The sequence below is a fragment of the Halorhodospira sp. 9622 genome (assembly GCF_022228025.1).
GTDB classification, from domain to species: Bacteria; Pseudomonadota; Gammaproteobacteria; order Nitrococcales; family Halorhodospiraceae; genus Halorhodospira; species Halorhodospira halophila_A.
This window is the reverse complement of sequence record NZ_JAJNRE010000007.1, coordinates 90,914-113,632: the sequence shown is the minus strand read 5'-3', so window position 1 is coordinate 113,632 and position 22,719 is coordinate 90,914. Positions and strand designations below refer to the sequence as shown.

Here is a 22,719-nt window from a genome sequence, read left to right as displayed (position 1 = left end):
GTTAGGGGTTGTGCTTGAAGCGCCGGAAGTTCGGCTTGCGTTTCTCCAGGTAGGCGTTACGGCCCTCCTGCCCCTCTTCGGTCATGTAGAAGAGCATGGTGGCGTTGCCGGCCAGCTCCTGGATGCCGGCCTGCCCGTCGACGCCGGCGTTGAATGCGGACTTGAGTGCGCGCAGGGCGATGGGCGAGTGCTCGAGGATGCGCTGGCACCAGGCCACGGTCTCGCGCTCGAGCTCGCTGAGCGGCACCACCTTGTTGACCAGGTCCATGGCCCGCGCCTCCTCGGCGTCGTACTGCCGGCACAGGAACCAGATCTCCCGGGCCTTCTTCTGGCCGACGACGCTGGCCATGTAGCTGGCTCCGAAGCCGCCGTCGAAGGAGCCCACCCGCGGTCCGGTCTGGCCGAAGCGCGCGTTGTCGGCGGCCACCGTCAGGTCGCAGATCAGGTGCAGCACGTGGCCGCCACCGATGGCGTAGCCGGCCACCATGGCGATCACCGGCTTCGGACAGGAGCGGATGTCGCGCTGCAGGTCGAGGACGTTCAGGTGGTGGGTGCCCTGCTCGTCCTGGTAGCCGGAGTCGCCGCGCACCCGCTGATCACCGCCCGAGCAGAAGGCCAGGTCGCCGTAGCCGGTCAGGATGACCACGCCGATCTCCTGGTCGAAGCGGGCATCGGCGAGGGCCTGCTGCATCTCAAGGACGGTGCGCGGCCGGAAGGCGTTGCGCACCTCGGGGCGGTTGATGGTGATCTTCGCGATCCCGTCGGCCTTGTGATAGAGGACGTCCGTGTAGCCGCTGGAGCAGTCGGTCCAGTCCAGCGCCGTTTCGATGGAGTTCGGGTGCTCTTCGCTCATATCAGGGGTGCTCACCGGTGCAGATGCGTTGGATGACTGCGGCCACCGCCTCGGGGGCCTCGGCGTGGCAGTTATGCCCGACGCCATCGATTTTGACAACCGTAAGCCCCGGGGTCTGGGTGGCCAGGTCGTCGGCGATGGCCGAGAACTTCTGATCCCGCGCGCCGGCGATGTAGGCGCAGGGGGCTGCGAGGCGGCGCAGCGCCGGGCGCAGATCCGGCTGTCCGGCCAGGCTGGCGGCGCGCAGGGTGTCCGCCAGGTGCTCGGGGTGGTGGTGGGCCCGGCGCTGGATCAGCGCCCGCCGACGCGCCTCGCTCAGGTCGGCGAACACCGGCTGGCGATACCACGCATCCAGGCTCTCCGGCCATGAGCCAATGCCCAGGCGTCGCGCCCAGGCGTCATCGTGGTGACGCCGCTGCGCCCGCTCCGAGGCCTCCTGCAGCCCCGGGTGGGCGCCCTCTAGGATCAGCGCGCTGATTCGCTGGGGATGCCGGTCGGCAAGCGCGAGGGCCAGGCGACCGCCGAGGGAGTAGCCAACCAGGGCGAAGCGCGGCGGCAGTTCGGGGGCCAGGCGCGCCCAGAGGGCGTCGGCCAGCGCATCAAAGGTTTGCCCCGGCGGCGGTGCGCCGTCGTGTCCAGGCAGGGGCGGGGTTCGGCAGCGCAACCCCGGCGCCAGCGCCTCGGCCACCGGCCGCCACTCGTCGGGATCGCCCAGGAAGCCGTGCAGGCAGACGACATCGGGGGTGTGGGCGGTGGGTCCTGCATCCGCCATCGGTCACAACGCCTCGAGGGCGCGGAACAGGGCCGCTATCTGCCCGCTGCCGGCGCCGGGCGGGCACACCACTTCGATGACGCTGCCGCCGGGCCTGGATCGCGCCTCGCGGTGAGCCGCCTGGAGGCTGTCGCCGTCGCCGCAGTGCCAGTAGGGCAGCCGGAACTGCTCGGCCGCACGGGCGAACCCGTAGCCGTGGGGCATGCGGAACAGGCGGCGATGGGCCTCGCCGGTCTCTTCGCGGGCCGGCAGCAGATCGAAGATGCCGCCGCCATCGTTGTTGAGCACCACCACCACGCAGGTATGTCGGGCCTCGCCGAGCAGGGCCAGGCTGTTGAGGTCGTGCAGGGCCGATAGGTCGCCGACCACCAGCGTGACGCCGTCCCGGTGGTGGTGGGCGAAACCGGCGGCGGTGGCGATCAGCCCATCGATGCCGCTGACGCCGCGTTGCGTGACGCAGGGGTTGCCGTGGGCGGGTGCGGCGAAGAGATCGAAGACCCGGATCGGTAGGCTGTTGCCGGGGAACAGCGCCATGCCTGGTGGCAGCACCTGGCTGATTCGCTCGGCGGCGGCCGGCTCCGCGAACGGGGCGTTGGCCAGCGCCGTGCGGCACGCCTCGGCCACCCGGGCGCGGGCCTCGGCAAGGCCGGGTAGTGGCGGCTGTGGCGCGTCGGGGCGAAGGGTGCGGCATGCGGCGGCGATATCCGCCTGAACCGTGGTCGCGTGCCAGTCGGGGTCGAGATCCTCATCGCCACGGGTGACCAGCCAGCGCTGCGGTGCGTGGTCGGCGAGCCAGGCGGGCAGCCGGCGGCCGGTGAGCCGGCCACCGAACTGGACGACCTGGCGGGCGTGGCCCAGGGCCTCGCGCCCGGCGGCCGTGGCAAGCAATAGCTCCGCCCCGCCGACCACGCACGGGTGGGCGCGCAAGCGCAGCTGGCTGCCGGGGTCGGCGAGGACGGGGATGTTGCCGGCGGCGGCGGTCTCCAGCACCGCTTCGGCCTCGTCGCTGCGCAGCTCACCGGCGACGAACAGCTGCGGTGGGTCCGCCTCCTTAAGCGGCGGCGCCGCTACTTGCCCCTGGTGGCCGGGTGGCAGGGGCGGGGGCGCCGCGGGTTGTTCGGCGCCCCCGTAGAGGGGTTCGCGCAGCGGCATGTTGATATGGATGGGCCCGCTGCCGCCGGGGTCGGTGGCGGCGGTCAGGGTGGCGTCCAGACGCCGGTTCAGCCAGCGGCCGCACAGCGCCATCTCGGGTGTCGGCAGTGCCAGGGTGGCCCGTACCAGCGGGGCGAAGAGGCCCTCCTGGGGCATGGCCTGGTTGGCGCCGCAGTCGTGTAGTTCGGGCGGTCGATCGGCGCTGATCACCACCAGGGGTAGCCGGCTCTGCCGGGCCTCCGCGACCGCGGGGTGGAGGTTCGGCACTGCTGTGCCCGAGGTGGTGATCACCGCTACCGGGCGCTGGCTGGCGCGAATCAGCCCCAATGCGTAGAAGGCCAGGCCGCGTTCGTCGAAGTGGGTGTGCACGCGCAGCCCGCAGGCGGCCTCGGTTCGTCGGGCGGCGGCCAGTGCCAGAGGGGCACTGCGGCTGCCGGGGGCGATGCAGAAGTCCACCACGCCGTGGCCGTGCAGACGGTCGATAAGGCTGCCGGCCCAGGTGGCGTTGAGGTCCTCGGTGCGCACGCTGTCCCCCGGACTAGCCCTGCACGGCGGAGAGGAAGGACTCGATCTTGGCCTCCAGCTCCTGCCACTCGGCCTCGGGCTCGGAGCCCTGGACGATGCCGACGCCGGAGTAGCACCAGGCCCGGTCGCCGGCGACCAGCGCCGAGCGGATAGCCACGGCCAGCTCCGAGGCATCGCCGGAAAGCAGGCCGATGACCCCGCTGTACCAGCCGCGGCGGAAACCCTCCTGGCGGCTGATCAGGTCCTGGGCCCGGCGGCGCGGGAAGCCGCAGACCGCCGGTGTCGGGTGGAGGGCATCGAGCAGTTGGTGGTCGCCGACCCCCGGGCGCAGGGTCGCCTCGATGGGCAGCCGGCGGTGCTGGATGCGGTCGAGTTTGAGCACTCCGGCCTGCTCGGGGGCGTCGATGCGGATCGCCCAAGGCTCGAGTTCCCCGCGGATGTAGCGGGTGACCCAGGCGTGTTCGCGGACCAGCTTGGAGTCCTCCCGCAAGGACGCCTCCAGGGCGGCGTCCTCCGCCGCGGTCTCACCGCGGCGCACAGTGCCGGCCAGGGATTCGGTCTGGACCGAACGCCCGCTGCGGTAGAACAGCCGCTCCGGCGAGCAGCCCATGAAGATCCGTCCGGCGTGCTCGATGGCGAAGCAGTAGCTGCCGTCGGTGATCGCCGACCAGCGGCGCAGCGTGGTGAAGGCGGCCAGCGGGCGGTCGAGTCGGAGGGCTACCTGCCGGGCCAGCACCGCCTTGTGCACGTGGCCGACCCGGATGTCCCGGAGGATCGCCTCGATGCGGCTGCTGCACTCGGCGAAATCCAGGTCCTCCGTGCGGTCGGTGACCCGTGCCGGCCGGTGTTCGCTCACGGCTGCCGGGCGCAGATCCTCAAGGAGCCCGGTCAGCTCGCTCCGGCGTTGCCGGAGTTCCGCAGCACTTTCGGCGTACAGGTTGACACTCAGCTGCTGCCCGGCGCGGTTGCCTTGCAGTTCCACTGCGGGGAGTAGGGCCAGGCTGGCCGGGAAACCCTGCCACTCGCCGGCACCGGAGCGGCCATCGAAGGAGAAGGCGCAGAGCAGGTGGACCCCGGGGTGGCGCGCCAGGCTCTGGGCGTGGCGCAGCAGCGCGGGGTGGTCGTCCGGGGTGTCGGCCGTGTACCGCCAAGCGGCGCCGATGCCGGCCAGGCGGATCTGACCGGAGCGGTCCTGCCAGTAGCAGCGCGGCGCCAGCGGGTTGGCCTCCAGCCAAGCGAGCGGGTCGACCTCCGGTACGGGCACGCTGGCTCGCACCAGGCCCGGGCTCTCGAACCGCCACTGCCGCACCTGCACGAGCAGGTCCTCGATGGCCTGCTCCGCGGGGTCGCAGGGGCTCCCTCGACGGTGGCCGGCGTCCCCGCTCGGTGGGGTACCCGGCACGTTGGCACGTTGCGGGCTGTGAGGCATCGCGATCCAGGGGTTGGTGGTGCTGCGCCCGGCACGGATCAGGGTGTCGCGCAGGGGTTATACACTACCTGAACGAGCACTCGCGCGCACGCATGCGGCGTGCGGTTGGCGGTTCGGCGGCGCGGTGCCTGCGCGGCCCCGTGGGCCGGTTCAGCGGCGACGCACGAACCGGCCGGTCAGAGCCTCGATGCCGGCGATGCGCTCGGTGACCGCCTGCAGCCGTTCGTCGGTTCGCAGCGATTCGCCGGTGACCCGCTCGGCCACCCCCTCGATGCTCGAGACGCTGCGCGCGATCTCCTGCGAGGTGGCCCCCTGCTGTTCGGTGGCGGTGGCGATCTGGCCGGCCATGTCGCGGATCTCGTCGACGGCCGCCTGGATCTCCTGCAGCGAGCTGCTGGACTCGTCGGCGTGCGCCAGGGTCTGCTCGGCGCGACTGCGGCTCTCACGCATGGCCTCGACGGCCTCGGCCGAGCCGCTCTGCAGCGACTCGATGATGCCATCGATCTCGCGGGTCGATTCCGCCGTCTGCCCGGCGAGCTTGCGCACCTCCTCGGCGACGACGGTAAAGCTGCGCCCCGCCTCGCCGGCGCGGGCGGATTCCACCGACGCATTCAGGGCGAGCAGGTGGGTCTGCTTGGTGATCTTGCCGATGAGGGTGGCCGCCTTGCCGATGCGCTCCGCCTCGCCGTTGACCCGTTCGATGGTGGCCGCGGCGTTCTCGATGTCGCGGACCAGGGAGCGCACCGCGGCGGTGCTCTGTTCCACGGTCTGCCGGCCCCGCTCGGTCTGTTTCCCGGCGCGCTCGGTGGCATCGGCGGTGGCCGAAGCGTTCTGGGCCACCTCCTGGACCGTCGCGCTCATCTGTTCCATGGCGGTGGCTACGCTGCGGGTTTCGTCGCTCTGCTGCTGCGCCTCGTCGCGCACCGCGTGCATCGACTGGCGGGCCTCGGCGGCCTCTGCGGAGAGGCGGCGGGCGTCGTCCCCCAGGCGCTTGGCGATGGCCTGGGTCTCGGAGGCGAGGTGCAGCAGCGCCAGCTGGATCGACGCTCGATCGTCGCGGCGGCCGAGGTAGATCGCCTCGCTGAGCGGGTCATCGAGCAGCGCTCGGGCCTGCTCGCGGGCGCCACGGAGCTGACTCAGCACCTGCAGGCCGGCGGCGCCGAGGGCGGCGATGCCGGCGATGCCGAGCGACAGCTGGCCCCCGGTGCCGACCGGCAGCAGGGCGCCGAGGGCGACGCCGAGCAGTGCGGCCAGCGCACCGCCGGCCAGCCAGACGCCACCGCCCGGGCGCCGCCGTTCGATCAGCCCGGCGGGCAGGGGGCCCTTGTCCGGCTCCGCGGCGCGCAGGCGCCGGTAAGCGCGTTCGGCCCGCTCGATCACCGCCTCGTCGCCGATCTGCTGACGCACCGACTGGATCTCGGTGATGTTGCCCGTATCGTCTCGGATGGGCGTGGCGTAGGCGTGAACCCAGTAGTGATCGCCGTTCTTGCAGCGGTTCTTGATCACCCCCATCCACGGTTGCCCGGACTGCAGGCGCTGCCACATGTGCTCGAACACCACCCGCGGCATGTCCGGGTGACGGATCACGTTGTGGGGTTGCCCGATGAGTTCGTCCGGTTGGTAGCCGCTGATGCGGACAAAGTCCTCGTTGATGTAGCGGATCCGTCCGCGGGAGTCGGTGGTCGACAGGATGTTGGCGCCATCCCAGACGGCAACACGGCGCTGCGTGACCGGTTCGTTGACTCGCAACGCGGAGCCCTCCTCTGTGTCGGCGGCGGCGCGGCCGCGCCTGAACCAATGTATGATCCAGAGTACGGTCTTTCGTTGGTGGAGTCACTTCCCTGTGGGCGCGGTCGGGGTTGGGCCAACCGCTGCTCCGGGGCTACAGTGATCCCGTGGGGAATCGGTCCCCGCAGGGCCGTGGGCCGCTGGTTCCTGCACTGCTGAGGGTGGACGTTTGCCCAGATTGAATGCCGAGTCCGACCCGGACGACTTACTTACCCTGGCCGCCGAGTCGGTGGGCTTGGGCGTATGGCGTATCGACCTGCAGACCGAGTGCATCGAGCTGTGTCCGCGCGCCCGGGCCCTCTTCGGCTTGACCGACGACGCCCCGCGGCCGGCCCGCGAGGGGCTGGACCACTATGCCCTCGAGCATCGCGAGCGGTTGCAGGAGGCCTATCGCCGGTGCATCGATGACGGCACCGCCTACGATGTCGAGTTCCAAGCCCGGGTTGCCGGCGGGGAGCAGCGCTGGCTGCGCGCGACCGGGACGCCGGTGCGCGATGCCGCCGGCCGGATGACCGCGGTGGCCGGCGCCCTGCTCGATATCGAGGATTATAAGGCGCGCGAGTCCGAGCACGCCGAGGCGCGGGTGGCGGCCGAGCGCACGGACCGGGCCAAGTCGGAGTTCCTCTCGGCGATGAGCCACGAGCTGCGCACCCCGCTCAACGCCATCGTCGGCTTCGCGCAGCTGCTCTATGCCGACGATGAGCTCGATGCCGCCACCCGCAGCGAATACTTGCGCCACATCCTCAGTGCCGGCTGGCACCTGCGTGATCTGGTCGGCGACATCCTGGATCTGGCGCGGATCGAGGCCGGCCGTGCGTCACTGACGCCGGAGACGGTGCGCGTCTCCGATCTGCTGCAGGAGGGTCTGCGCCTCGTGCGTGATCAGGCCGCCGACCACGGCGTCAGCCTGCGCCTGGAGGGTTCCGGGCGCTCCAGCGGGGTGTGTGTCTGGGCGGACCGGCTGCGGCTCAAGCAGGTGGTGCTGAACCTGCTGACCAACGCCATCAAGTACAACCGTGAGGGCGGATCGGTGGTCCTCAGCTACGGATGCGACGAGGCCGGGCAGGTGTGGGTCGACGTGGCCGACACGGGGCTGGGGATTGATCCGGAGCGCCGCGAGGGGCTCTTCGAGACCTTCGACCGGCTCGGGCGCGAGACGGGAAGCATCGAGGGCGTGGGGATCGGGCTACCGCTGGCGCTGCGGCTCAGCCGCCTGATGGGCGGTGATCTGCATTTGGTCGAGAGCGCACCGGATCAGGGCTCCCGCTTCCGGCTGAGCCTGCCCGGCATCGACGGTGAGGGCTGGGATCGGCACCACACGCCGAGCCTCGACCCGCAGTTGCTGGATGAGCGCGCCGATGATCCGCCCCTGCGTGTGCTGGCGGTGGAGGACAATCGGGTCAACATGCTGCTGCTCAGCGGTTTGGTGGCCAAGCGCCGGGGCGTGGAGCTGCTCGAGGCCTACGACGGAGGCACCGGGCTGGAGATGGCCAAGCGCAAGCGGCCGGATCTGATCCTGCTCGACATGCACCTGCCGGATACCGACGGCTTTGCCTTGGCCCGGCAGCTGCGCGCCGATCCGGCGCTGCACGAGACACCGCTGGTGGCGGTCAGCGCCGATGCCAGCGACGAGGTCCGTCGCCGAGCCCTGGACGAGGGGTTCAACGACTATATCGTCAAGCCTTTCGAGCTGGAGCAGCTCGATGCGCTGATCCGCGAGGTCCGGCTGAGTCGCTAGCCGTGGGAGCCGGGGTGCAGCAGGACGCCACCACCTACTGCCTGACGCTGTTCCTTGCCGAGGCGATGCGGGTCAGAGTGGGCCGGCTCGGGATGGTGGGATTCCCCGCCGGCTGGTGGGTCTACACGGGCAGCGCGCGGCGCAACATGGATGCCCGGGTCGCCCGGCACCTGCGCCGGGACAAACCGCGGCGCTGGCACCTGGACTACCTGACCGGCGACCGGCGCGTCATCGTGGTGTCGGTCACCCGGCACGCCGAGCCGGAGTGTCGGCGCAACCGCCGCAATGGCGGTATCGTGGTGGTGTCGGGCTTCGGCGCTAGCGACTGCGTGGCCGGCTGTGGTAGCCACCTGCGCTGGCTCGGCGCGGCGCCTGTGCCGGACGCTGCGAGTGGCGGCGCCGATAGCCTCCGGCAGCACCCGCAATCCCCGGAAAGAGGACACCCATGTACGTAGATCCCATGCCCCTGAGCGCTTACCCCTGGTACCTGCGCCCTTGGTTCTGGTGGCAGCGGCGGCGCGCCGGCTCGGTGTCCGAACCGATCCGCCTGTGGGCGCGCCGGCCCCGGTTGCTGGCGCCGCTGATGCTCCTCGGGGCGGCGTTCGAGCGCCGGCGCGCCGACCTCGAGCCCGGTCTGCGCGGGTTGGTGGGGCTGCGCGTGGGGCAGCTCAACGAATGCCCTTTCACGGTTGATCAGAGCGCCCACAGCCTCCAACGACAGGGTGTGCCCTGGGAGAAGATCCGTGCGGTCGCCGATTGGGCCGAGGGGGAGGGTTTCACCAGCCGGGAGCGGGTGGTGCTCGGCTACGTCGAGGCGGTCACGCGCAGCGACACCCCGGTCAGCGCCGACGTGGTCGGGGCGGTGAAGCGCCATCTGGATGATGAGGCCCTGATCGAACTCACCGGGCTGGTGGCCTTCCACAACATGACCACCAAGTTCAACAATGCCCTCGATGTCCCGCCCCAGGGGCTGTGCGTGCTGAGCGTCAACGAGCGTGGCGAGGCGGTGGCCCGGGAGGCGAACCCGGCCCGGGGCGAGTAGGGTATCCTCCGAGAGGTGTGGATCCGAGTGACGAGGAGGTCCCGTGAGCACGCTGGAGCAAGCCCTGATTGGCAACTGCGCCTTTGCCGCGCTGGTCAACCGCCAGGCCGAGATCACCTGGGCCTGTATGCCCCGCTTCGACGGCGATCCGGTGTTCTGCTCCCTGCTCGGCGATCCGGCCGCCGGCGCCGGGGCGGGGCGGTTCGCCATCGAACTCGAGGGGTTGGCGCGCACCGAGCAGTGGTACGAGCGGAACACCGCCATCGTGGTGACGCGGCTCTACGATCATCAGGGCGGGGTGGTGGAGGTGACCGACTTCGCCCCGCGCTTCGAGCAGTTCGGACGAACCTTCCGCCCGGTGGAGTTGATCCGCCAGGTGCGCCGGGTGGCCGGTTCGCCCCTGATTCGGCTGGTGGTGCGGCCGGTGTTCGATCATGGTCGGGCGTTGCCCAGCGTCACCCAGGGCAGCAATCACGTGCGCTACGTCGGCCCGGGCCAAGTCCTGCGCCTGACCACCGACGCCTCGCTGACCGCGATCCAGGATGAGACCCCGTTCATCCTCGAGGACGACCTGACGCTCGTGTTCGGTCCCGACGAGACGCTGCCCCAGTCGCCCCATGAGACGGGCTACCAGTTCTATGAGCACACCTGCATCTATTGGCAGGAGTGGGTGCGCAACCTGGCCATCCCCTTCGAGTGGCAGGAGGCGGTGATCCGCGCCGCGATCACGCTTAAGCTCAACACCTACGAGGACACCGGTGCGGTGATCGCCGCGGTGACCACCTCGGTCCCCGAGGCGCCGGATACCGGTCGCAACTGGGACTACCGGTACTGCTGGCTGCGTGACGCGTACTTCGTGATCAACGCCCTCAACCGGCTGGGGGCGACCAAGACGATGGAGCACTACGTGCGCTTCATCATCAACACCACCGCCGGTATCGAGGGTCGCTCCCTGCGCCCGGTGTATCGCATCAACGGCCGCGATGATCTCTTCGAGACCATCGCCTACGGGTTGCCCGGATACCGGGAGATGGGCCCGGTCCGCATCGGCAACCAGGCCTACGAGCAGCAGCAGAACGACGTCTACGGCTCGGTGATCCTGGCCACGGCGCACCTGTTCTTCGATGAGCGCCTGCGCCGCCGCGGCGATGAAGCGCTGTTCCGTCGCCTTGAGCAGCTCGGCGAGCAGGCCGTGGCCGTCTACCGCGAGCCGGATGCCGGCCCCTGGGAGTTCCGCGGTTTTGAGAAGGTGCACACTTTCTCGGCGGCAATCTGCTGGGCGGCTGCCCGCAACCTGCGCGCTATCGCCGCTAAACTGGGGCTGATGGAGCGGGCCGACTACTGGCGCCGCCGCGCCGACGAGATGGCAGCCACCATCCGCACCGAGGCCTGGAACGAGCAGCGCAACAGCTACATGGCCAGCTTCGGCGGCCAGGATCTCGACGCCAGTCTGATGCTGCTCTACGAATGGGGTTTCCTGCGCGCGGGCGACCCGCGTCTGGCCGGAACCGTGCGCGCCGTGGAGCAGGAGCTGCGCCACGGCGACTTCCTGTTCCGCTACGTCCACGAGGACGACTTCGGCAAGCCGCACACGGCCTTCACCACCTGCACCTTCTGGTATATCGATGCCCTGGCCGCGGTCGGGCGTGACGCGGAGGCCCGCGCGCTGTTCGAGCGCCTGCTCGAGTGCCGCAATCACGTCGGTCTGCTCTCGGAGGATATCGACCCGTACACTGGAGAACTCTGGGGCAACTTCCCGCAGACCTACAGCATGGTCGGACTCATTAACTCGGCCATGCGCCTGAGTCGTACTTGGGAGGAACCGCTGTGAGTCGACTGGTGACCGTTTCCAACCGTGTGGCCCTGCCCAGCCAGCTGCAGGCGGCCCAGGGTGGGCTCGCTGTCGGCCTGCGCTCGGCGCTGGAGGAGTCTGGCGGGATCTGGTTCGGCTGGGACGGCGGCGTCGACGAGCGCATCGACGGGTTGCGCCAGCCGCGCGTGCAGACCGCCAACGGGGTGCGTTACGCCACCCTGCGTCTGAGTCGCAGTGAATACAACCGGTACTACCTGGGGTACGCCAACCAGGTGCTGTGGCCGCTGTTCCACTACCGCATGTCCTTCGTGCACTGCCGCCGGGAGCGCGTCGAGGGCTACTGGGAGGTGAACCGGCTGTTCGCCGAGCACCTACCGCCGCTGCTTGAGGGCGACGAGGTTATCTGGGTCCATGACTACCACTTCATCCCGCTCGGGCAGTTGCTGCGCGAACAGGGCGTCGAGGCGCCCATCGGCTTCTTCCTGCACACCCCCTTCCCGCCCTGGGATGTCTACCGCGCTCTACCGGGCCACGAGCGTCTGCTTGAGTCCCTGTGCCGCTACGACCTGGTGGGGTTCCAGACAGCCATCGACCGGGACAACTTCTTCGACTGCCTGGCGCATTACCGCCCGCAGCTCCCGCGCCCCCGGGCCGAGGTCTTCCCCATCAGCATCGATGTCGATCAGGTAGCCCGCGAGGCCCAGCGGGGTTACAACTCCCAGCAGGGGCGGCGGCTGCAGCAGAGTCTGCGCGATCGGCGGCTGATGATCGGGGTCGACCGGCTCGACTACAGCAAGGGCCTGCGCAACCGGTTCGAGGCCTACGAGGCCCTGCTCGAGCAGCACAGCGAGCAGCGCGGGGATGTGGTCTTCCTGCAGATCGCCCCCGTCTCACGCGGGGATGTGCCCGAGTACGAGGAGATCCGCCAGCACCTGGAGTACCTGGCCGGCCACATCAATGGTCGTTTCGCGGAGTACGACTGGGTGCCGCTGCGCTACCTCAACCGCGGCTTCCACCGCTCGAACATCCTTGGCTTTCTGGCGCGCAGCGATGTCGGGCTGATCACCCCGATGCGCGACGGCATGAACCTGGTGGCGAAGGAGTTCGTCGCCGCTCAGGATCCCGGTGATCCGGGTGCCCTTGTGCTCTCGCGCTATGCGGGCGCGGCGCAGGAGTTGGATGGCGCGGTGCTGGTCAATCCCTACGATGTGGACCAGATGGTCGATGCTATGCACCAGGCGCTGACCATGCCGCTGGGTGAGCGACGCGAGCGCTGGCAGCAGATGATCGAGGCCCTGCGCCGGCAGGATATCCACCGCTGGCGGACGGAGTTCATCCAGGCCCTGCACGATGCTCACCGCGCAAGGAGTTCGGAGGCGCTGTGACCCGTTACCTGCTGGCCGACATCGGCGGTACGCATACCCGCGTGGCGGAGGCGGTTCCGGGCGAACCCCCGGGGCCGGTCACGCAGTACCGCAATCGCGATCTCGCCGGCCCCAGCGAGGCGCTGCAGCGCCACCGCACCGGGCACGCCGACGAAGACTGGTGGGTGGCGGCGGCAGTGGCCGGACCCGTGGCTCAGGGGGAGGTTCGGCTGACCAACCTCGGCTGGCAGCTCGAGGTCGGCGAGCTGGCGTGCCGTACCGGGGCGGCTCGTGCCGAGCTGGTTAACGACTACCAGGCGCTGGCCCGCGCTCTGCCCGAACTGGATCCGGCGGCGCACTGCACTGTGCTGCGATCCGGTACGCCGGCGTCGGGTGGGGCGATGGCGGTGCTTGGGCCGGGCACGGGCCTGGGCGTCTCCGGGCTGGTGCCGGCCGTCCGGGGCTGGGGGGTGATCGCCGGCGAGGGCGGCCACGTCACCCTCGCCGCCGCCGACGAGACCGAGGCAACGTTGCTCGGTGCCTTGCGCGGGGAACTCGGCCACGTCTCCGCCGAGGCGGTGCTCAGTGGGCCCGGGTTGAGCCGGCTGCACCGGGTGCTCCACGGGGTCGAGGCGGCCCCGGAGGCCATTACTGCCGCCGACGGCGAGGCCGACCCGGCGGCCCGGGAGACCATCGACCGTTTCCTCGCCCTGCTCGGCGGGACCGCCGGCAACCTCGCGCTCACCCTGGGTGCGCGCGCAGGTGTGTTCCTCGCCGGCGGGATCCTGCCGCGGTTGAGTGCCTCGCGGCTAGCCGACTCGCCGTTGCTCGAGCGCTTCCTGGCCAAAGGGCGCTTCCGTAGCTACCTCGAGCCGGTGCCGGTTTGGCGCATCGACGATCCGGCGGCAGCTGCGCTGCTCGGGCTGCGCGCGTGGCTGGATGACTTGCGGTACCCTTGAGACCCGAGTGGATTCAGGCATGCGGCTGGCAGGCGAGGCCTTCTGACCATGGCATCATCCCGCATCCCGGCGGACGAGGCGCACCGCCTCGAGGCCCTGGCGCGGTACCAAGGCGGTGAAAGCGGCCCCGAGGTGGCCTTTGACCGGCTGGTGGGCTTGTGCGCAAGGGTCTTCGAGGTGCCCATCGCTTTCATCTCGCTGGTCGAGCGCGAGCGGCAATGGTTCAAGGCGGCTCGCGGGCTGGAGCTGACGGAGACGCCGCGCGAGATCGCCTTCTGCAACTGCGTGATCGAGACCGGGGATCCGCTGGTGGTCACTGACAGCCACCGGGATCCGTACTACGCGGACCATCCGCTGGTTACCGGGCCCCCGCACCTGCGCTTTTACGCCGGGGTGCCGCTGGTCGTCGATGGCGGCGCGCGGATCGGCACCCTATGCCTCGGGGATCGCCGGCCGCGGACCCTCTCCGGCGCCGAGCTGGAGACCCTGCAGGAGCTGGCGGCCATGGTGGTGGACGAGTTCGAGCTGCGCCGGGCCAACCAGCGTCTCGATCAAGAGCGGGCGCGCGCCGAGCGGGCGGCCACCGAGCTGCGCCGCGCCAACCTCGAACTGCAGCAGGCCCGCGAGGAGGCCGAGCGGGGTAATCGGGCCAAGAGCCAGTTCCTCTCAAGCATGAGCCACGAACTGCGCACGCCGCTGAACGCCGTGCTCGGTTTCGCCCAGATCCTCGATCAGGACCCGCGCGAGCCGCTCTCCGAGCGCCAGGCCGGCTACGTCGAGCAGATCCTCGGGGGTGGTCGGCACTTGCTGTCGCTGATCGACGACATCCTCGATCTCTCCCGGGTTGAGGCCGGTCGGGTGCAGCTGCAGCCGGAGTGGGTGGCGCCGGGGTCGCTGGTTGATCAGTGCGTCGAGCTGCTCGGTCCCCTGGCCGCCGATGCTGGGGTGCACCTGTCGGTGCAGCAGGCCGCTGATGCCCCGGCAACGATCCGGGCCGATCCACAGCGCATCCGGCAGGTGCTGTTCAACCTGCTCAGCAATGCCGTGAAGTACAACCGGCCGCAGGGGCGGGTGGACCTCGAGGTCGAAGCGTCCGCCGCCAACCGGATCCGGTTCCGGGTGCGGGACACCGGGGTCGGCATCCCTGAGGAGCGCCAGCGCGAGGTCTTCTACCCCTTCAATCGCCTGGGCCTGGAATCCTCGGAGGTGGAGGGGACCGGAATCGGCCTGGTGGTGACTCGCCGCCTGGTTGAGCAGATGGGCGGAGAGCTAGGCTTCTCCAGCGAGCCCGGGGTCGGGTCGGTCTTCTGGGTCGAACTGCCCTGTTTCCCTGCGGAGAGCGAGGTTTCCGGCGATGGATAAGCCGAGCTACGAGGGCAGCGGGCTGGTCAACCTGATGGCCTCCCTGGGTCGCGCATTCGCGGCCGGGTCGAGCCACTATCCAGCCCTCGACCTCGATCCGGACCTGGGGCTGGAGGATGCCCGCACGGTGATCCTCTGGATTATCGACGGCCTCGGCGACCACTTCCTGGCCCGACAGCCGGCCAGCACACTGGCCCGAGACCGGGTTCGGGGGCTGACCTCGGTTTTCCCGGCCACCACCTCGGCGGCGCTGACCAGTATCATTACCGGCCGCCCACCGCGGGGGCACGGGGTCACAGGCTGGTTCATGTACGTCCACGAGCTCGGCGCCGTCACCGCCTGGCTGCCTTTCGGGCCGCGGGTGGGCAAGGGGCAGTGGTCCGGTATCGAGCCGGAAAGCGCCGAGTTGCTTCAGCGCGACCCGATCTGGGATCGCTTCGAGGCCGAGACGCACGTCGTCCAGCCCTCTTGGCTGGTCGATACGCCGTACAGCCGCGGGGTCACGGGACGCTATGCCCGGCGCCACGGTTATCAGGGGCTGGACGAGCTGCGCGAGGTGCTCGTGCGGATCGCCCGCGAGCCCGGCCGGCAGCGCCGATTCGTCTACGCCTACTGGCCGGATCTGGATACGCTGAGCCATCAGCACGGGGTCGACAGTGCGCCGGTGCGCGATCAGTTTCGCTCCATCGATATCGCCTGGCAGCGACTGCTCGACGGGGTCCAGGGTACCGATACCGTGGTGCTGGCCACGGCCGATCACGGCCTGATCGACACCGCCCCCGAGCGGACCCTCTACCTCGAGGACCATCCGGAACTCGCCGAGATGCTGGCCCTGCCGCTGTGCGGCGAGCCGCGGGCGGCTTACTGCTACCTGCGTCCCGGCACCGAGACCGACTTCCAGCTCTATTGTCGGGAGCGCCTGGGGGCCGTCTGCCAGGTCGCCCGGGCCGAAGAGCTGCTTGCAGCCGGTTGGTTCGGTCCGATGCCCGAGCACCCCCGGCTGCGCCGGAGGATCGGCGACTGGGTGTTGTTGCCTGCGGACGGCTGGGTGATCAAGGATCGGCTGGTGGGTGAGGGCCGTTTCGCCCAGGTGGGCGTGCACGGTGGCGCCTCGGCCAGTGAGCAGTGGGTGCCGCTGATTGCCGCACGGCCGTGATAGCATCAGCAGGATGGAATCCCTGCTCTACACCGCCGAGGTGCCCTTCGAGGCCGCGCGACGCGTTGGCCGGGGCTGGCACGGCCACTCCTTCCGGCTGCGTGTGCGGGCGGCGCCCGATGGTGGTGCCGCCGATCCGGACGCGCTGGCCGATGCGTGCGCCCGCGTGACGGCGCCATTTGACTACACGCTCCTCAACGAGCGCCTCGAGGATCCCGCTGACGACCGGCTGCTCGACGAGCTCGGCCGGTGCTTGCGCACCGCTGGCGTGACCCCGCGGCGGCTGGCGCTGCGCAGTGCCCCGGATCGCGGCGTCGGCCGCGGTGAGGTGGACTGGGCGTGGCGGGCCTTCCGGTTCGAGGCGGCCCATCGGCTGCCCTACGTCCCCGAAGGCCACCCGTGCGGGCGCATGCACGGGCACGGGTACCTGGTGGTGCTCGAGGCCACCGGCGCCGATGCTGAGGGGCTGGGGGCGGCGTGGGCGCCGCTGGGCGAGGCCCTGGACCGCGCCTGCCTGAACGACTTCCTGGACAACCCCACCAGTGAACTCATTGCCGTCTGGCTCTGGGAGCAGCTCCGTCCCCGCTGCCCCGGGCTTACCCGATTGCATGTCCATGAGACGGAGCACTCTGGCTGCACCTACGACGGCGAGCGGCACACCATCTGGAAGGCCCAGCGTTTTGAGGCCGCCACCTGCGTTTCGGGGCCCGGAGATCGACGCGGCCGGTTGCACGGGCACGGCTATCGGCTGCGGGTCCATGTCACTGCCCCGCTGGACCGCGTGCTCGGCTGGACGTTGGACTACGGCGACGTCAAGGCGGCCTTCGCGCCTGTGCGCCAGGCGCTGGACCACCAGCGCCTGGACGCGATCGCCGGTCTCGAGGCCGGGGACGTGGCCAGTCTGGCCGCCTGGGTGGCGCGCTCCGCGCACCAGCGGCTGCCGGAACTCCACCGCGTGGACTGCTACGAGCGCGACGGCGTCGGGGCCATCGCCTGGCCGGATTGAGCCGTGAGCTACGCCGTCCACAGTCTGTTCTATACCCTGCAGGGCGAAGGAGGGCGAAGCGGCCGGCCGGCTGTCTTTGTGCGTTTTGCCGGCTGCAACCTGTGGAGCGGCCGGGAGTCCGATCGAGCGACGGCCGTCTGCAGGTTCTGCGATACCGAGTTCGTGGGTACCGGCGGTCCCGGCGGGGGGCGTTTCGGTGACGCCGGGGAGCTGGCCGCGGCGGTGGCGGCGCAGTGGCCCGACGGCGGTGCGCCCTATGTCGTTTGCACCGGCGGTGAACCGGCGTTACAGCTCGACGCGGACCTGCTGGCAGCCCTGCACGCCCGGGGGTTTGAGGTGGCCGTGGAGACCAACGGCACCTTGCCCCTGGCGCCGGGCGTGGACTGGCTTTGCGTTAGCCCCAAAGCAGGGACCGAGCTGGCGGTCACCGCCGGTGACGAACTCAAGCTGATCTATCCGCAGCCCGGAGCAGAGCCGGAGCGCTACGCCCACCTGGCATTCCGCCACTTCTATCTCCAGCCCTTGGACGATGCCCAGCGCGATGCGCATACCCGTGCGGCACTGGACTACTGCCGTGCGCACCCGCAGTGGTGGCTGAGCATGCAGATCCACAAAGACCTGGGTATCCCGTAGCCCTCGGGGCGCCGCTTGCGCTCGGCCGGGGACCCAGGCAACGTGGACCCTCAGGTCCGCCTCTGGCGAGGGGAAAGGTCATGTTCGAGGTCAGTCTGGATACTGTCTGCTTTATCATCCGCAAGTGCCGGGAGTTCCAGGCTAAGGAGGCGGTGGTCATCCCCGACTCGCCGGATGGCCCCGAGGACGACTGGGCGCTTCAGGTCCTTGCCGACCACGCCGATGACCTGAGCGTGCAAGAGCTGCGTGCCACCTTCGAGGACATGGAGCCGGCGGAGCAGGCCGAGGTCGTGGCGCTGATGTGGATCGGACGCGGCGATTTCGATGCCAGCGAGTGGACGGAGGCGCGCAGCGAGGCGAAGTCGGCGTGGAACCCGCGGACCGCTGACTATATCCTCGCTACGCCGCTGGCGGCCGACTACCTGGAAGAGGGACTGGATGCCTTCGGTTTCGAGTGTGACGACTGAAGGCCGCGCGGGCCGGCTACGACCGCCCGAGCCGGTTCGATAGCCAGGTGTCCAGGCGCTGGATCTCGGGCATGCAGACCGCGTGCTCCATAGGGAAATCGTGCCACTCCACGGGATGGCCTGCGGCCTCCAGCTCGGCAGCCGCCTGGCGGCCGAGTTCGATGGGAACGATCGGATCCTGCGTCCCGTGGGCCATGAAGACCGGGGCCCGTGCCCCGTCGTGGCCGGTCTCCGTGGCGCTCGGCAACCAGCCCGAAAGCGCAATGACCCCGGCCGGCGGGGTTGACGAGTTGAGCGCCGTGTAGAGGGCGGTGGCGGCGCCCTGCGAGAAGCCTGCGAGGAACAGGCGCTCGGCGGGGGTGCCGCGTTCCACCTCCCGGCGCATCAGCGCCTCGATCTGCAGTCGTGCTCGCTCGAGCCCCGGCGTATCCTCATCGATGCCGCCGCCGCCAAGGCCCCGGATGTCGTACCACGCCGGCATGGACATGCCGCCGTTGACCGTGACCGGCTGGACCGGGGCGTGGGGGAAGATCAAGCGCACGCCGTAACCGGCGCTCTGGCGGAGTTCATCGACGATGGGCGCGAAGTCGTGGCCGTCGGCGCCCAGGCCGTGGAGCCAGATGATGCTGGCGGAAACGTTCTCGCCGGTGCGCTTCTCCACGCACTCGAGCAGGGAGGTCTCGTTCATGCTTGATCCTTGGTGGTGACTCGGTTGGCCATACGCTCCAGCCGTTCACGATCCTCCTGGTGCCAGGCCAGGGCGTCGCTGGCCTGGACGGCGGCGTCGAGGATCGGCGCCACCCACGGGGGCTGCTCGGGGCTGATGCGGTAGTGGACCCATTGCCCGCGGCGTCGACACTCGACCAGCCCGGCCTCGCGGAGCATGGCCAGATGGCGGGAGATCTTGGGCTGAATAATGCCCAGTGCTTCAGTGAGCTCGCAGACGCATAACCAGCCCTCGCGGCGCAGCAGAAGCAGGCAACGCAGCCGCGTGGGGTCGCCGAAGAGTCGGAACAGGTGGTCGGGCGTCAGGGGCATGCGCTCAGGGTAGGGGGCGCGCGGTATTCGTTCAAGCGAATAGCTATGGCGCCCCCCCCCCCCCCCGGCCCGCCCCGGGGGGGGGGGGGGGGGGGCGCCGTCTTAGCGTCCGCTCACGCGGCCTTGGTGGTCTTCGCGGCCAGGCTACTGGTGCTCTCGCGGACCGACTGCTGCAGGTCCTCGGTCATCGCCTGGCTGAGCTGGGCCAGAGTCCGGGCGTCCTTGGCGAGGCTGTCCGAGGTCTCGCGGGCCGCCTCCACGCTCTTCTGCAGGTAGTTCTGCAGCTGCTCCGGCGACTGGACCTCGCTTGCCTCGCGCAGGTTGCCGAGGGTGGCGTCGGTGTAGCGCCGGGCCATGTCCAGCTGGTAATCGGTCATCTTCTCCCAGTGCTCGAGCATCTTGCTGTTCACACCGTGGAAGGGCTCGGCATAGGGCCCGAACTGGGTCTGCATCTGCTTGATCATCTCTTGGTAGTTCATCATTGCCACCGCTCCTTTCGCGCCGTTCCGGGCTTTGTCTCGATTGTTGCCATGCAGCATAGCAGTGGCCATGTTGCGTCGCAACAAAATCGGTTGAAAAAAACTCGTGGGTGGCAGGTTGCGAGGCCCCCAACTTGTGCCAATATATGGGGTGCGACCGACAGCAAGACCTGACCCTGGTCCTCATGGAGGTCGCGTCACGATGATTAATACAGAGGTTGTTTGAGATGTCAGAGCGTCAACAAGGTACGGTTAAGTGGTTCGACAACGCCAAGGGCTACGGCTTCATCAGCCGCGAGGGGGGTGAAGACGTGTTCGTCCACTTCCGTGCCATCCGGGGCGACGGTTTCCGCTCCCTGGACGAGGGTCAAGCGGTCGAGTTCAGCGTGACCCGCAGCCCCAAGGGCCTGCAGGCCGAGGACGTCGCAGCGCTTTAAACCGCCGCCAGAGCGGCAGTAAGCTGCCATTGAGAGAAAGGCCCGCCCCTGGCGGGCCTTTCTCGTTGTGGGACGTGCGTGTGCGCCCCGGCGACATGTGCTAAACAGAGGGGTCCACAGAGGGAGTTGCCCCACCCATGTCCGAACGCGTCTTCACCCTGGAAGTCCACCCCTGCCTCCCGCCGTCACTCGCCCGCCTGCGCGAGCTGGTCGATGACCTCTACTATTCCTGGGACCGGCGAGTCCGGGGGCTGTTCTACCAGATTGACCCCGAGTGCTGGGAGGCCAGCGGCCACAACCCCAAGGTTTTCCTGCGCCGGGTTCCCCAGGAGGCGTTAGAGCGTGCCGCCGAGGACCCGACCTTCCTGGAAGACTACAACCGGACCCTTTCCGCCTACGACACCTATCTGGAGCAGGACACGTCGCCGGAGGTTGCCCCGCACCTGGATCCGGACCAGGACCTGGTGGCCTACTTCTGCGCCGAGTTCGGCCTGCACGAGAGCCTGCCCCTTTACTCTGGCGGCCTCGGCATCCTCGCCGGTGACCACTGCAAGGCGGCCAGCGATCTGCGCGTGCCGCTGATCGCGGTCGGGTTGCTCTATCGCCAGGGCTACTTCATCCAGAGCATCGATCACGAAGGGCGCCAGGTGGCGCACTACGTGCCCACCGAGGTGGCGCAGCTGCCCGCCTACCCACGCCAGGATGGTGACGGCGAGGAGCTGCGGGTGGCTGTCGACTTCCCCGGACGATCGGTGCAGCTGCGCATCTGGTCGGTGCGGGCCGGCCACGTGCGTCTGTACATGCTCGACAGCGATGTGCCCGAGAACACCCCCGAGGATCGCTCGATCACCTATCAGCTCTACGGCGGCGGCACCGAGATGCGCATCAAGCAGGAGCTCTGCCTCGGCATCGGGGGCGTACGGGCGCTGCGCAAGCTTGGCGTGGCGCCGACGGTCTGGCACTTGAACGAGGGGCACTCGGCCTTCCAGCTCGTCGAGCGCTGCCGCGAGTGGGTGGCGGCCGGCGTCGATTTCGTCACGGCGATGGAGGGCGTCGCCGGGGGCTCGGTGTTTACGACGCACACGCCGGTGGCGGCGGGTCACGACATCTTCGATCCGGAGATGGTCCGCGAATACTTGGGGGCTGCGCTCGGGGACTCCGGGCTCGATATCGATACCTTGCTGGCGCTGGGCAACGGGCGGGCTGAGCAGCCGGGTTTCAACATGACCAGCCTGGCCCTGCGCGGATCGCGCTTCCACAACGGGGTCAGCCGAATCCACGGCCGCGTGGCCTCGGAGATGGAGGCGCGCATCTGGCCTGATGTGCCGGCTCAGGAGAACCCCATCCACGCCATCACCAACGGCGTGCACGTGCCGACCTTCCTGGCCCAGGAGTGGGGCAATCTCTTCGATCAGCGCTGGCCGGCCTGGCGCAGCGAGCTGAGCAACGAGGCGTTCTGGAGCGTGGTCGACGAGCTGCCCGATCACCGCTACTGGAGCATGCGCCAGAGCCTGAAGTCGCAGATGCTCCGCGACGTCTGTGCCCGGGTCGAGGCGCGGTGCAAGCGCAACGGCATGGCCGAGGCGATGATCCGGCGCATGACCCGCTTCATCCGCGACCCCGAGGCCGATGTCCTCGTGCTCGGTTTTGCCCGCCGCTTTGCCACCTACAAGCGCGCTCTGCTGATCTTCCGCGACCTCGAGCGTCTCAAGCAGCTGCTCAACGATCCCGAGCGGCCGATGATCCTGATCTTCGCCGGCAAGGCCCACCCGCACGATGAGCAGGGCCAGGAGATGATTCGGCGGATCCACGAGCTGACCCTCGATCCCGATCTGATCGGGCGGCTTCTGCTGCTGGAGAACTACGACATGGCGCTGGCGCGCAAGCTGGTGACCGGTGTCGACGTGTGGCTGAACAATCCGGAGTACCCCCTGGAGGCGTGCGGCACCTCCGGTCAGAAGGCGGCCATCAACGGGGTGGTCAATCTCTCGGTTCTGGATGGCTGGTGGGATGAGGGCTACGCCGGGGACAACGGCTGGGCGATCTACCCCCACGCGCCGGGCTTCGATCCGGAGTACCGTGACGGCGAGGAGGCCCGCGACCTGCTCGATACCCTTGCCGGTGAGGTGGCGCCGCTCTACTTCGATCGCGGTGAGCGCGGCTACTCGGCCGGCTGGGTGCAGATGTCCAAGGCCTCGATGCGCAGGACGCTGCCCCGGTTCAATGCGCAGCGCATGGTGATGGACTATGTGCGCGATCTCTATGGCCCGGCCGCCCGACATCATCGGCGCCTGACCGACGAGGAGTTGGCCGGCGCCGCTGGTCTGGCCGCCTGGAAGGAGCATGTGCGGGCCTGCTGGGACGGGACGGCCCTGGAGCTGATCGACGAGGCCCCGGACGCCCTGCGCCACGGAGAGCCGCTGCGTCTGCGGGTGAAGGCGCAGCTCAACGGGCTGGGTGGCGATGATGTCACCGTCGAGTGCCGCTTCAGCCCGGTGCCCCACCCCCGGGATCCGGGCCAGACCCAGCGTTTCGTGTTCTCGCCCACTGGCGGTGATGACGACAGGGATCCGCTGTTCTCCCTGGACATTCAACCCCGCCTCAACGGCTTGCAGTACTTCCGTATCTGCATGTACCCGAGCCACCCGCTGCTCGGTCACCCGCTGGAGCTGGGGCGGATGCGCTGGCTCTAGGCGGCGACCGCCG

The 22,719-nt window shown here is 69.5% G+C and carries 21 protein-coding genes and 1 pseudogene; 14 read left to right on the top strand and 8 right to left on the bottom strand.

Annotation, left to right across the window (positions count from 1 at the left end; translation table 11 throughout):
- Position 1: 1 nt before the first annotated feature.
- The 5 genes from menB to LRG07_RS05970 all read right to left on the bottom strand — a co-directional run bounded on the left by menB (position 2) and on the right by LRG07_RS05970 (position 6,480).
- Positions 2 to 853 (bottom strand): 1,4-dihydroxy-2-naphthoyl-CoA synthase, encoded by an 852-nt coding sequence (menB, locus tag LRG07_RS05990; protein WP_238634672.1) that lies wholly within the window; start codon positions 851 to 853, stop codon positions 2 to 4.
- 1 nt (position 854) lies between these two features.
- Complete coding sequence (menH, locus tag LRG07_RS05985) at positions 855 to 1,625, bottom strand: 2-succinyl-6-hydroxy-2,4-cyclohexadiene-1-carboxylate synthase (protein WP_238641972.1); 771 nt, start codon at positions 1,623 to 1,625, stop codon at positions 855 to 857.
- A gap of 3 nt (positions 1,626 to 1,628) precedes the next feature.
- Complete coding sequence (menD, locus tag LRG07_RS05980; protein ID WP_238641971.1) at positions 1,629 to 3,302, bottom strand: 2-succinyl-5-enolpyruvyl-6-hydroxy-3-cyclohexene-1-carboxylic-acid synthase; 1,674 nt, start codon at positions 3,300 to 3,302, stop codon at positions 1,629 to 1,631.
- 13 nt (positions 3,303 to 3,315) lie between these two features.
- Positions 3,316 to 4,704, bottom strand: coding sequence for a chorismate-binding protein (locus LRG07_RS05975; protein WP_238633622.1), 1,389 nt, complete (start codon positions 4,702 to 4,704; stop codon positions 3,316 to 3,318).
- 177 nt (positions 4,705 to 4,881) lie between these two features.
- Entirely contained in the window at positions 4,882 to 6,480 is a 1,599-nt protein-coding gene (locus LRG07_RS05970; protein ID WP_238633621.1) for a PAS domain-containing methyl-accepting chemotaxis protein, read from the bottom strand.
- Between the two features lie 208 nt (positions 6,481 to 6,688).
- Between LRG07_RS05970 and LRG07_RS05965 the strand changes: the two genes are divergently transcribed.
- From LRG07_RS05965 to LRG07_RS05915, 12 genes and pseudogenes are all read left to right on the top strand, one after another.
- On the top strand, positions 6,689 to 8,257 hold the full coding sequence (locus LRG07_RS05965; protein WP_201241419.1) for a PAS domain-containing hybrid sensor histidine kinase/response regulator: 1,569 nt from the start codon (positions 6,689 to 6,691) through the stop codon (positions 8,255 to 8,257).
- Positions 8,258 to 8,271: 14 nt separating this feature from the next.
- Positions 8,272 to 8,712 carry a GIY-YIG nuclease family protein gene (locus LRG07_RS05960; RefSeq protein WP_238641970.1) on the top strand — a complete coding sequence of 147 codons (441 nt, stop codon included), beginning with the start codon at positions 8,272 to 8,274 and terminating at the stop codon, positions 8,710 to 8,712.
- Positions 8,703 to 9,299, top strand: a complete 597-nt coding sequence (locus LRG07_RS05955) for a carboxymuconolactone decarboxylase family protein (protein WP_201170038.1) — start codon at positions 8,703 to 8,705, stop codon at positions 9,297 to 9,299. The genes LRG07_RS05960 and LRG07_RS05955 overlap by 10 nt, the downstream gene beginning before the upstream one ends.
- A 43-nt stretch (positions 9,300 to 9,342) precedes the next feature.
- Positions 9,343 to 11,130, top strand: coding sequence for a glycoside hydrolase family 15 protein (locus tag LRG07_RS05950; RefSeq protein WP_201170036.1), 1,788 nt, complete (start codon positions 9,343 to 9,345; stop codon positions 11,128 to 11,130).
- Positions 11,127 to 12,497: a trehalose-6-phosphate synthase gene (locus LRG07_RS05945; protein WP_201170034.1), complete on the top strand. Its 1,371-nt coding sequence runs from the start codon at positions 11,127 to 11,129 to the stop codon at positions 12,495 to 12,497. The genes LRG07_RS05950 and LRG07_RS05945 overlap by 4 nt, the downstream gene beginning before the upstream one ends.
- On the top strand, positions 12,494 to 13,435 hold the full coding sequence (locus LRG07_RS05940; protein ID WP_201170032.1) for a glucokinase: 942 nt from the start codon (positions 12,494 to 12,496) through the stop codon (positions 13,433 to 13,435). The genes LRG07_RS05945 and LRG07_RS05940 overlap by 4 nt, the downstream gene beginning before the upstream one ends.
- A gap of 48 nt (positions 13,436 to 13,483) precedes the next feature.
- A complete protein-coding gene (locus tag LRG07_RS05935) occupies positions 13,484 to 14,797 on the top strand; it encodes a GAF domain-containing hybrid sensor histidine kinase/response regulator (protein ID WP_238634675.1) in 1,314 nt (437 codons plus the stop codon).
- Positions 14,790 to 15,953: an alkaline phosphatase family protein gene (locus LRG07_RS05930; RefSeq protein ID WP_238641969.1), complete on the top strand. Its 1,164-nt coding sequence runs from the start codon at positions 14,790 to 14,792 to the stop codon at positions 15,951 to 15,953. The genes LRG07_RS05935 and LRG07_RS05930 overlap by 8 nt, the downstream gene beginning before the upstream one ends.
- A 328-nt stretch (positions 15,954 to 16,281) precedes the next feature.
- Positions 16,282 to 16,605, top strand: a pseudogene (locus LRG07_RS13985) (6-pyruvoyl tetrahydropterin synthase family protein); the annotation flags it as partial.
- 9 nt (positions 16,606 to 16,614) lie between these two features.
- Positions 16,615 to 16,959: a 6-carboxytetrahydropterin synthase gene (locus LRG07_RS13980; RefSeq protein ID WP_304117854.1), complete on the top strand. Its 345-nt coding sequence runs from the start codon at positions 16,615 to 16,617 to the stop codon at positions 16,957 to 16,959.
- Positions 16,960 to 16,962: 3 nt separating this feature from the next.
- Positions 16,963 to 17,592, top strand: coding sequence for a 7-carboxy-7-deazaguanine synthase (queE, locus tag LRG07_RS05920; RefSeq protein ID WP_201170023.1), 630 nt, complete (start codon positions 16,963 to 16,965; stop codon positions 17,590 to 17,592).
- Between the two features lie 80 nt (positions 17,593 to 17,672).
- Positions 17,673 to 18,059 carry a DUF3775 domain-containing protein gene (locus tag LRG07_RS05915; RefSeq protein WP_201170021.1) on the top strand — a complete coding sequence of 129 codons (387 nt, stop codon included), beginning with the start codon at positions 17,673 to 17,675 and terminating at the stop codon, positions 18,057 to 18,059.
- A 16-nt stretch (positions 18,060 to 18,075) separates the two neighbouring features.
- Here the strand turns inward: LRG07_RS05915 and LRG07_RS05910 are convergent, their stop codons facing one another.
- From LRG07_RS05910 to LRG07_RS05900, 3 genes are all read right to left on the bottom strand, one after another.
- Positions 18,076 to 18,747 carry an alpha/beta hydrolase gene (locus LRG07_RS05910; protein WP_201170019.1) on the bottom strand — a complete coding sequence of 224 codons (672 nt, stop codon included), beginning with the start codon at positions 18,745 to 18,747 and terminating at the stop codon, positions 18,076 to 18,078.
- Complete coding sequence (locus LRG07_RS05905) at positions 18,744 to 19,097, bottom strand: metalloregulator ArsR/SmtB family transcription factor (protein WP_201170016.1); 354 nt, start codon at positions 19,095 to 19,097, stop codon at positions 18,744 to 18,746. Before LRG07_RS05905 ends, LRG07_RS05910 begins: the two co-directional genes overlap by 4 nt.
- Positions 19,098 to 19,210: 113 nt before the next feature.
- Positions 19,211 to 19,579 (bottom strand): phasin family protein, encoded by a 369-nt coding sequence (locus LRG07_RS05900; protein WP_201170014.1) that lies wholly within the window; start codon positions 19,577 to 19,579, stop codon positions 19,211 to 19,213.
- A gap of 224 nt (positions 19,580 to 19,803) precedes the next feature.
- Between LRG07_RS05900 and LRG07_RS05895 the strand changes: the two genes are divergently transcribed.
- On the top strand, positions 19,804 to 20,013 hold the full coding sequence (locus LRG07_RS05895; RefSeq protein ID WP_201170011.1) for a cold-shock protein: 210 nt from the start codon (positions 19,804 to 19,806) through the stop codon (positions 20,011 to 20,013).
- A gap of 137 nt (positions 20,014 to 20,150) precedes the next feature.
- Entirely contained in the window at positions 20,151 to 22,706 is a 2,556-nt protein-coding gene (gene glgP / locus LRG07_RS05890) for an alpha-glucan family phosphorylase (protein WP_238641968.1), read from the top strand.
- The last annotated feature ends 13 nt before the right edge of the window (positions 22,707 to 22,719 follow it).